Annotated in this window: 8 protein-coding genes; 5 read left to right on the forward strand and 3 right to left on the reverse strand. The window is 34.5% G+C overall.

The window, feature by feature from the left end; all coding sequences use genetic code 11:
* Positions 1 to 48 precede the first annotated feature (48 nt).
* Positions 49 to 2,187, reverse strand: coding sequence for a carboxy terminal-processing peptidase (locus tag M666_RS02405; protein ID WP_029444944.1), 2,139 nt, complete (start codon positions 2,185 to 2,187; stop codon positions 49 to 51).
* Between the two features lie 180 nt (positions 2,188 to 2,367).
* On the opposite strand from M666_RS02405, the gene surE reads away from it, so the two are divergent.
* From surE to M666_RS02430, 5 genes are all read left to right on the forward strand, one after another.
* The gene (gene surE / locus M666_RS02410; protein WP_024478988.1) at positions 2,368 to 3,147 is read left to right on the forward strand and encodes a 5'/3'-nucleotidase SurE; all 780 of its coding nucleotides are present in this window, start codon (positions 2,368 to 2,370) and stop codon (positions 3,145 to 3,147) included.
* Positions 3,147 to 3,428 carry a hypothetical protein gene (locus M666_RS02415; protein ID WP_029444945.1) on the forward strand — a complete coding sequence of 94 codons (282 nt, stop codon included), beginning with the start codon at positions 3,147 to 3,149 and terminating at the stop codon, positions 3,426 to 3,428. Before surE ends, M666_RS02415 begins: the two co-directional genes overlap by 1 nt.
* 60 nt (positions 3,429 to 3,488) lie before the next feature.
* On the forward strand, positions 3,489 to 4,607 hold the full coding sequence (gene lpxB / locus M666_RS02420) for a lipid-A-disaccharide synthase (RefSeq protein ID WP_029444946.1): 1,119 nt from the start codon (positions 3,489 to 3,491) through the stop codon (positions 4,605 to 4,607).
* A gap of 93 nt (positions 4,608 to 4,700) precedes the next feature.
* Positions 4,701 to 5,270 carry a C40 family peptidase gene (locus M666_RS02425; protein ID WP_029444947.1) on the forward strand — a complete coding sequence of 190 codons (570 nt, stop codon included), beginning with the start codon at positions 4,701 to 4,703 and terminating at the stop codon, positions 5,268 to 5,270.
* A gap of 13 nt (positions 5,271 to 5,283) precedes the next feature.
* Positions 5,284 to 7,302, forward strand: a complete 2,019-nt coding sequence (locus M666_RS02430; RefSeq protein WP_029444948.1) for a ComEC/Rec2 family competence protein — start codon at positions 5,284 to 5,286, stop codon at positions 7,300 to 7,302.
* Here M666_RS02430 and M666_RS02435 read toward each other — a convergent pair.
* Positions 7,299 to 8,831: a peptide MFS transporter gene (locus tag M666_RS02435; protein WP_029444949.1), complete on the reverse strand. Its 1,533-nt coding sequence runs from the start codon at positions 8,829 to 8,831 to the stop codon at positions 7,299 to 7,301. The genes M666_RS02430 and M666_RS02435 overlap by 4 nt on opposite strands.
* A 33-nt stretch (positions 8,832 to 8,864) precedes the next feature.
* Entirely contained in the window at positions 8,865 to 11,030 is a 2,166-nt protein-coding gene (locus M666_RS02440) for a S9 family peptidase (protein ID WP_029444950.1), read from the reverse strand.
* Positions 11,031 to 11,088: the final 58 nt, after the last annotated feature.

The raw sequence follows: 11,088 nt of genomic DNA on the forward strand, positions 1-11,088 counted from the left end.
CAAAAAAAGCCGTTCTAATGAACGGCTTTTTTATATTTATTTTTTAGTCTAGTTTTTCATTTTCTGAGTATGCTTGTTAACACTTGCAAGCTTTCCTGATTTTAAAGAATTATTCTTTAAATCTTCCAAAACATTTACCGCTTCTTCCACGTAAACGTCCTTAACCAGATCTTCATGCCAGCGTTCACGTTTTTGTCTTAAGACAGAATCTTGCGTAAACAAACTCTCTTCATACTTTAAAGACTCAAAGGTTAATTTAGAATCGTAAGCAGAAAGGGTTTTAAAATACTTAGACTTCTCTAAACTCTTAGCTTCATCTTCCTTATAATCTATATAATTCAAAGATACTACGGTTTCATTCTGTTGCTCTTTTAGCCATTTAGCATTCTCCTCTATTAATTTTATTTGAGGGTTTTGAGCCATACGCTTATTACTATTAGAAACGGTAGATTCATAATCTATATGACCATCCCAAGGCGTATAGTCTGCTGGAGATATTTTATCCCAAGCAAGCGGGTTTTGCTGATCGCGCTCTCCTAAATCTATATAACTATACTTGTCTGGTACCACAACATCAGATTTTACACCTTCCAATTGGGTAGATCCACCATTAATTCTATAGAATTTTTGAGTTGTTAATTTAATAGCTCCTAAATCTCCATGCTCATTACTACGCACAATTCTATCTAAAGGAATTACATTTTGCACTGTTCCTTTACCAAAAGTTTGTTTACTACCTATAACAACAGCTCTTTTATAATCTTGCATTGCTGCTGCTAAAATCTCAGAAGCAGAAGCTGATAATTCATTTACAAGGATTACTAAAGGTCCATCCCATTGAATACGATCATCAACGTCATCATGAACTTCTTTTTGATCATCATTAGAACGCACTTGAACAATTGGTCCGTTTTTAATAAACAAGCCAGCCATTTCCACAACCGTTTTTAAAGATCCTCCACCATTGTCTCTTAAATCTAAGATCAATCCTTCGGCACCTTCTTCTTTTAAACGTTCTACTTCTTTTTCTACATCAGAAGCTGCATTTCTCTCCCCTTCATAATCATCAAAACTCACATAAAATTGTGGGAGATTAATTATTCCAAATTTTTCGTTTCCTTTAATAATATTAGCAGATTTCGCAAAGGTCTCTTCGATCTCCACCACATCTCTTGTAATAGAAACCACCTCTGTAGTACCATCTACTTTACGCATTGTTAAATCTACAACAGTACCTTTGGCTCCTTTTATTAATTTTATAGCATCATCCAATCTCATTTCTACGATACTTACAGGAGTTTCCCCATGCTGCCCCACTTTTATGATTTCGTCTCCTACTTCAATTTGACGATCTCTCCACACGGGACCACCAGAAATAATTTCGACTATTTTAACACCATCTTGTTTTTTCTGTAATCGAGCACCAATACCCTCAAATTTCCCAGACATTCTAGTGTCAAACTTTTCTTTTTCCTCAGGAGCAAAATAGAAGGTATGAGGATCAAACTCTTCTACAATCGTATTTATGTATTGAACAAACCAGTCTTTACGTTCTAAATCAGAAACAAAATCAAAAAACTCATCTAAGGTTTCTTCCGTATCTACACGTGCTTCCTTCTCTGCTTCTTTTAAATTAATTTTTTTCTTATTATCTTTTTCATCTACTTTTATTTTTGAGTCATAATTACCCAAAGTAGCATACTTTAATTGTTTTCTCCAACGCTCTTTTAAATCTGATCTAGAACTTACAAAATTTTGCTTCTCGTAGTCCATATCAATATTCTCCTGAGCAGAATAATCAAAAGGTGCAGATAAAACTTCTTTGTAAATTCCTTTAGCTTCTTTCATACGAACCATTAAACGGTCGTAAACTGCATTAAAGAATGTGATGTCTGTATTTTTTATCTGATCATCAATCTGAAATTTATACTGCTCAAAATCTTTGATATCACTTTCTAAAAAATATCTTTTTGTTGGATCTAATCCATTAATAAAATCTTCAAAAACCTCAACAGAAAAATCATCATCTATATTTTTAGGATCATAATGACCTTTTTCAAGAACATAAGTGATGAGATCTAATAAAAGTTTATCCTTATCGTCATTTTCGAAAGATTTATTTGTAAAACTGCACGATGCTACCGCAAATAGCATCATTAAAAGTGCATAGGCTAATTTATTCTTCATCTACTTATTATTTAATCAATCTAAGCATTATTATCACTGTTTTGCTCCAATACTTATTGAATTCTCTAAGATACTGAAAAAACCGTGCCAGTATAATATTGGCAATCTAAATTTTTTGTTAAACAGTTTATCGGACATATCTTAATGAAAAACGTATTTTTACAATATAAATTATGTGGAATGAAAAAACCTTTGATTTTAGTTACAAATGATGACGGAATTACCGCACCTGGTTTGAGAGCATTAGTAAGTTTCGTGAAAGAAATCGGCGAAGTTGTGGTGGTAGCACCAGACAGTCCGCAATCTGGTATGGGCCACGCTATAACTATAGATAACTTATTGTATTCTAAAAAAATGACGCTCGATTTAGACCAAGATGAAAGCACTGTAGAATATAGCTGTAGCGGCACTCCTGCCGATTGCGTTAAATTAGGCTTACAAGAATTACTAGATAGAAAACCAGATTTATGTGTGAGTGGTATTAACCACGGATCTAATTCTTCTATTAATGTGATCTATTCTGGCACCATGAGTGCTGCCATAGAGGCAGGAATAGAAGGCATACCTGCCATTGGTTTTTCTTTATGTGATTACAAATGGGAAGCAGATTTTTCTCCTGCGAAAAATTTTATACAACAAATTATTCGGGAAGCATTAGAAAATGGTATTCCAACTGGCGTTGTACTTAATGTAAATATTCCTAAGCTTGAAGCAAAAAAGATAAAAGGAATTAAAATTTGCAGACAGGCTAGAGCCAACTGGAAAGAAAAATTTGACAAAAGAACTAGCCCTACTGGAAAAGAATATTACTGGTTAACGGGAGAATTTGAATTGTTGGACAAGGGCGAAGATACGGATGAATGGGCCTTAGCAAATGGTTTTATCTCTGTAGTCCCTACACAATTTGATTTAACCGCACACCATGCCATCCAAACCATAAATAATTGGAAATTAAACTAATGAATAAAAAAGAAATACTTATTGGTTTTGTTATCGGAATTATAGCAAATACCATCGGCACGCTTTTATATATTATTATTTTTTCAGAATTAAGTATTAAAGAAACCTATCTAGCTGCTGTTTCGCAAGGGCATGTTGGGAGTTTGCTTGCTCTTGGAGCAGTCTTAAACCTAGCAGCATTCTTTGGCTTTTTAAAAATAAAGCGCGATTTAAGAGCTAGAGGAGTTTTGATTGCCACCCTACTTACCGCTTTGCTAATTATGTATTACAAGATTTTTTAAGGTGATTTCTTTGCGTTATATAGATTCAAAATCTGCCTATTACCTTTAATTTAAAAACAGATGAAATATTACATCATTGCAGGAGAAGCTTCTGGCGATTTACACGGCTCTAATTTAATTAAAGCACTGAAACAAAAAGATTCAGAAGCCCATATTAGATGTTGGGGAGGAGATCTGATGCAGCAGGCTGGCGGAACTTTAGCAAAACACTATAAGGAACTTGCCTTTATGGGGTTTATTGAGGTAATTACGAACATCAATACCATTTTTAAAAATATAAGTTTCTGCAAAGAAGATATTGCCTTATTCAAGCCCGACGTAATTGTATTTATTGATTACTCTGGTTTTAACTTACGCATTGCTAAATGGGCTAAAGAAGCAGGTTTCAAAACCAGCTATTATATAGCACCACAAATTTGGGCATCTAGAGAAGGGCGCATCGCGAAAATCAAAAGTACTATTGATGAAATGTATGTGACGCTACCTTTTGAAAAAGAATTCTACGAAGAGAAACATCATTTTGCTGTAAATTTCGTTGGCCACCCCTTAATTGATGCCATCGCACAAGCTCCAAAAATTAACGTTGCTGCTTTTAAAAAAGAATACAACCTAGACCAAGAGAAACCAATTATTGCATTATTACCAGGAAGTAGAAAGCAAGAGGTCTCTAAAATGCTAGCGGTGATGCTTTCTGTCGCCGAGAAATTTGACGCCTATCAATTTGTAATTGCAGGCGCACCAAGTTTAGACCAAGCATTCTATGCGCCGTTTTTAAAAAAATCCAATATCAGCTTAATTGCAAATCAAACGTATGGTATTTTACAAATTGCACATGCCGCATTGGTAACAAGTGGCACCGCTACACTAGAAACTGCTTTATTTAAAGTTCCTCAAGTGGTTTGCTATAAAGGTAATTGGATTTCTTATCAAATTGCAAAACGAATAATTACGTTGAAATATATTTCGTTAGTAAATTTAATCATGGATAAAGAGGTGGTAAAAGAACTAATACAAGATGCCTTAACCACCAAAAACCTTACGACAGAATTAACAAAGATATTAAACCCTGAAACCCGAAAAATTGTTTTGGATAATTACGAAGAACTCGAAGAAAAGCTTGGCGGAACAGGCGCTAGTGCAAAAACCGCAAGCCTCATTATCAGTCACTTAATAAAATAAAATTCATTTTTTTATTAAAAGAACGTTAAGACATACGACTACCATTCACTTTTATTCTTTAAATTTGAATTTAGAGTCCCATATTTCTTAACCATGAATCGTAAAATTATTTACCTATTTTTAGTTGTAGTAGTTACTAGCTGCGGTGCAAAAAAAAGCACTTCCAACAATCGCAATACCGACCAAAGAAAAATTACCGTAGAAGCTAATAAAGCGGAAGCCAAAACTACTACCGCAAGTAATTTACCCCGCGCAAATTCTGAATCACCAAGATATCATAGCGTTGCAGAATCAGTGATAAGCTCTGCTCTTGAATACAAGGGTACCCGTTATAAATATGGAGGAACTACCAAAAAAGGAATGGATTGCTCTGGATTATTATATGTTGCTTTTGCTGATCAAGATATTTCCATACCGCGAACCTCTTACGTTATTGCCGAAGAAGGAAAAGACATTCGAGTAAAAGATGTAGATAAAGGCGATTTACTTTTTTTCAAAACGAGTAAACGATCTAAGAGAATAAACCATGTTGGCCTTGTGGTTTCTGTTGATGACGATGGCATAAAATTTATTCACTCTACGACCTCTAGAGGAGTCATAGTATCTTCCTTGAAGGAAGGATATTGGAATTATGCTTTTGTAAAAGCAACAAGAATATTATAACTAATTAACGCCTATGAAGCTCCTGAAATTTGTGCCAATAAAATTGACACTTTTTTTAGTTGCAGGAATTCTTTTCGGGAGAATTATTGAAACCTCCATTAGCATACCATTAATAGCTACGGTCTCTACCCTTATCGTAGTAGCCATTTTACTTTATACCACAAGAAAAATAAAAAGCGTTCTCTTTGGAAGCGCAGCACTACTTCTAACCTCTTGTATTGGATTTTTAGCAATTACATTAGCCAATCCCATAAACACCCCTAATCATTACACTAAAATCTCTAATACCGGCAGTAAAGAGCTTCGGATTAAAATAACAGAAGTATTAAAACCAAATTCGTTTTCGAGACGCTATTTTGCAACGATTCTTGAAGCAGATAAAAGAAGAACAACAGGGAAGATTATACTATCCATTAAAAAAGATAGTAGCTCTCAAGGTTTAAAGGTTGATGACGAGCTTATCACCTTCAATACGTTATCAAGCGTTAAAGCACCACTAAACCCCCATCAATTTAATTACAAAAAATACTTGAAAGGCTTAGACGTATATGATCAACTCTACGCTACCTCTGCTGAATACATCCTTCTAAAAGATTCAAAAAGTACTCTATATGGCCATGCAGCCCATTGGAGAACTACCATCATCGGAAAACTTAAAGAACAAAATTTCAACCCAGAAAACCTTAGTGTTATTCAAGCCTTATTATTAGGGCAACGAAATGATATTTCTGAAGAAACTTATGACAATTATAAAGACGCAGGAGCCATTCATATATTAGCGCTATCTGGTTTACATATTGGCATCTTACTTCTTATTCTTCAGTTTCTCTTACAGCCCTTAGAACGTTTACCGCACGGAAAGAAAATAAAATTAGTAGTAATCCTCCTCTTCCTATGGAGCTTCGCCCTACTTGCAGGCCTATCTGCATCAATTGTGAGAGCCGTTACTATGTTTTCATTCCTTGCTTATGCCATGTTCTTAAACCGGCCCACAAACAGCTTTAATATACTTGCGCTATCGCTTTTCTTTATTCTACTAATACAACCAAATTATCTTTTTCAAGTAGGATTTCAAATGAGTTATGCTGCCGTATTTGCTATCCTATGGATCTATCCAATGTTACAACGATTCTGGTTTCCTAAGAATAAAATCGTAAAATACTTTTGGCAGTTATTAAGTGTAAGTATTGCGGCGCAGCTAGGAGTGCTCCCCATCAGCTTATTCTATTTTCACCAATTCCCGGGACTCTTTTTCGTTGCCAATCTATTAATTATTCCATTTTTGGGAATTATACTAGGTATCGGTATTGTCATCATTATCTTATCCCTTACAAATACCTTACCTGCATTTGTTGCAGATGCTTACAATACAATCCTTAGCTATATGAATTTTATAGTACGATGGATTGCCCATCAAGATACTTTTGTTTTTAAAGGCATTTCTTTTGATACCGTACAGTTACTGGTGCTTTACAGTCTTACATTCCTAATTGTTATTGCTTTTAGCTCCAAAAGACACAAGGTGATTGTTGCTTTTCTCATAGGACTTATTGCGCTGCAATCATACACTTTCTTTTTAAAATATAAGGCTAGCACTACTTATGAAAGTATGGTACTTCATCAATCTAGAGCTACAGGAATTTTAGAAAAAACAGGAACAAATTTACACCTTTTGAGTACAAATGCCACCGCGTTTGAATATACACTCAAAAATTATCAAATAGAAGAACGGATAGAAACCTTTGCTATAGATACGTTAAGGAACAGCTATCTTTTAGAAGGTAAGAGAATTGCGATTATAGACAGCTTAGGTATTTACCCGAGCCATAAACACAGTACAATTCTTTTGACCCAATCTCCTAACCTAAATTTAGAACGCTTAATAGATTCTATACAACCCCTAGAGCTTATAGCAGACGGAAGCAATTACAGAAGTGATGTAGCCCGATGGAAAGCCACTTGTATAAAAAGAAAACTCCCTTTTCACGACACCGGTGAAAAGGGAGCTTATTATTTAAAACAGAAAGACTAATGTACTTTCCCCATTAATTTTTTAATTAGAGGCGATGCTAAAAGAACAATCACCGCGGCACCAAGAGCGTATTTAGCCACTAAGCCAAACCCATCTGTATAAATACCTAAGGTTTCAAAACCACCTACATTCTTATCCGTACTTTCTATTGCCAATTGCTTACCAATAAAACCTACAATTTGAAATGCAAATGCAGAAGCTAAAAACCAAATCCCCATCATAAAAGCAACAATTCTTTTTGGTGATAAATCGGTTATTTTAGACAATCCAACAGGAGACATGAACAACTCCCCTACCGAAATTAAGAAATACATAATTAGCAAATAAGAAAACGGAACCATCCCATTCTCATCCGCGCTACCACTACTCATAGAAAGAATTAAAAAACTAATCCCTGCAAAAGCTAAGCCAAGTCCAAATTTATAAGGTGTTCTTGGGTCTAACTTTTTCTTCTTTAAATAAGTGAATAACATTGAAATTGGAATAGACAAAATAATGATATACATAGAGTTCAATGCATTTGTCTGAGAAGCATCTATAAATGTTAGATTTACATTACGTGCCGCAAACAGCGTAATTATACTTCCTGATAGCTCATGAAAACCCCAAAAAATAGTAATAAAGAATGTTATTAATATGGCTACAATTAATTTTTTACGTTCCTCCGAAGTTGCTTCTACTAATATTTTAATTAGGAAAGCACCAATTGCAATAGCAATAATATAAAAGATAATATTGACAATGTTATCATCTTCTAAGAAACTACCTTTTTCTCCTAAGGCTTTATAAGAAGAAAGTAAATAGGCTATTACTGGCACTGCAACAACTGCTAGAATAGGAATCATCAAACCTTGTTTAACCCCTAATATTGGCTTATCTAGAATTGTTTCTGATGGCGGCAAACCTCTTTGTCCAAAAACATTCTTTTTAATTCCGCTCCAGAAAGCAATCAGCCCCAATAGCATCCCGATACCTGCAAGACCAAAACCATAATGCCAACCGTATTCTCTACCTAACCATCCACAAAGTAATGGCGCAGCAAATCCACCGATATTAATACCCATGTAGAAAATAACGAAACCAGAATCTTTACGAATATCATCTTCTTTATAAAGAGAGCCAACGAATGTGGAGATATTTGGCTTAAAAAAACCATTTCCAACAACGATAAGAGCTAAAGCGATAAAGAAAGCATAGTTGTTTTCTACCGCTAATACAAAGTGACCAATAGCCATTAAAATTCCACCTAAGAAGATAGAGTTTCGCATGCCTAAAATCTTATCTGAAATACGACCTCCAATTACGGTAGAAGCATATACTAGTGAACCATAAGAGGCATATACGGCAGCGGCAGCAAAATCTCTAGTGGTAAGTGCCGCAAAAACAACATCAACCATATAAAGCGTAAGCAATGCACGCATTCCGTAAAAACTAAAACGCTCCCAAAGCTCCGCAAAAAATAAATAAAACAATCCTTTTGGATGCCCAAATAACTGCGGGTCTTCGAATGGTTTAATCGTCTTTTCCATATACTATATTTAGATTTTTTTTGAGTAGTTAGATTATAAGTTTTCTTTAATAAAATTGGTCATTTTGGTATACAAGTGAAGTCTTGTATTACCGCCATAAATACCATGATTTTTATCTGGGTAAATAGCCCAATCAAATGGTTTATTTGCCTGTACTAAGGCCTCTACCATTCGCATAGTATTTTGCACATGTACATTATCATCACCTGTGCCATGAACCAATAAATAATCTCCTTTTAAAAGCTCTGGATAATTAAATGGAGAATTATCATCATAACCACTAGGATTCTCTTGCGGTGTTTGCATGTAACGCTCTGTATAAATGGTATCATAAAATGCCCATGAAGTCACTGGCGCAACAGCAATCGCCATTTCAAAAGTATCGTTTCCTTTAAGAATACAGTTGGTAGACATAAAACCACCATAACTCCATCCCCAAATTCCTGTTCTTTCTGCATCAATATACGGCAAATCACTTAGCTTTTTAGCCGCAGCAATTTGATCCTCTACTTCATATTTTCCTAATTCTTTCTGTGTTACTTTTTTAAAATCTCTTCCTTTAAAACCTGTACCACGACCATCTACACAAACTACAACATAACCTTCTGATGCCAATAACTGATACCAATAGTCATTAGATGCCATCCAAGAATTTGAAACCGATTGTGAACCAGGGCCACTATATTGAAACATAAATAATGGATACTTTTTTGAGGCATCAAAATCTGCAGGCTTTATCATCCACATATTTAATTCGTTCCCATTTATAGCTATTGAAGAAAATTCTTTTGGGCTAATTTCATATGCATCCAATTTAGAAAGCAAGGCTTTATTATCCAGAATTTCTTTTACCCGCTTACCGGTTAGCGCTTCATGCAAACTATATTCTGAAGGAGTATTTACATTTGAAAAATTATTAATGAAGTAAGTAAAGTCTGCACTAAAGTCGGCATTATTTTGACCATTTTTAGTTGTAAGTCGGCGTTTATCTTTACCACTACTGTCTATACTATAAACACTTCTATTGATAGAACCATCTTCTGTAGATTGATAGTAAACTCTATCCTCCTCTTGGTCGTAGCCATAATAATTAGTTACTTCCCAAGAGCCTTTGGTAATCTGGTTCATTAATTTACCATTCTCATTATACAAATAAATATGGTTAAAACCATCTTTCTCGCTCGTCCAGATAAAACTGTCATCTGCTAAGAAGGTTAGATTATCTGTAACATCAACATATGCTTTATCTTTTTCTTCTAAAAGAACAGACACTTTATTATTCTTAGCATTTACTGCATACAACGTTAAATTATCTTGGTGTCTATTCAAGGTTTGAACACTAAGCATATTTGCATTGTTCATCCATTTAATTCGTGGAATATAGTATGATGACGGCAACGCTACTTTAGAAATTTCAGACGATTTAACATCTAACATATGCAAACTAACAATAGCATTATTCTCACCGGCCTTAGGATACTTAAAAACTTGCTGAGTTTGATACAATTCAGCACCATACACATCCATTGAAAATTCTGGAACATTAGTTTCATCGAATCTTAAAAAGGCAATTTTAGTGCCATCTGCATTCCAATTAAATGCTCTTACAAATGCAAACTCTTCTTCATATACCCAATCTGTAACCCCATTGATGATTTTATTCTTAACACCATCTTTTGTAACCATAGCTGTGCTATTTTTTGAGATGTCATAGATATAAATGTTATTCTCAAAAACGTAAGCTACTTTACTATTATCAGGAGATAATGTTGGTTCTTGAATTTTATCTTCTGAAATTTTGATGGTTTTACCCGTTTTTACATCATAGATATAATAAATACCTAAAGAAGACCTTCTAAATATAGACTCAACTTCTGTAGCCAACAACACTTTACTTTCATCTGCCGTAAACTCATAGGATGTAAAATAAGGTATGTTTTCAAGGCTTGCAGAATTTACAACGGTACCTACTTTTGCCAAACTAGCATAATCATAGATATCTACACTTGTTGTTTTTGCCGCTCTATCAAAATTTAATACGGTATACTGTGTTCCATTTTTTAAAGACCTAATTTCATCTAGTCCTTCTGTTCTAAATGCACCACCCCATATCTCCTCAAGAGTAATTGCTTTTTTTTGTGCAAACGTAAGACTAGTAGCACTTAAAATAAAAAAGAAAATAAAACCTAATTTTTTCATTTATGTTCCTGTTTGTTAGTATTTGAATTGCAAAATCTGAAAGCTATTTAGCTACATA

Source organism: Cellulophaga baltica 18 (genome assembly GCF_000468615.2).
GTDB classification, from domain to species: domain Bacteria; phylum Bacteroidota; class Bacteroidia; order Flavobacteriales; family Flavobacteriaceae; genus Cellulophaga; species Cellulophaga baltica.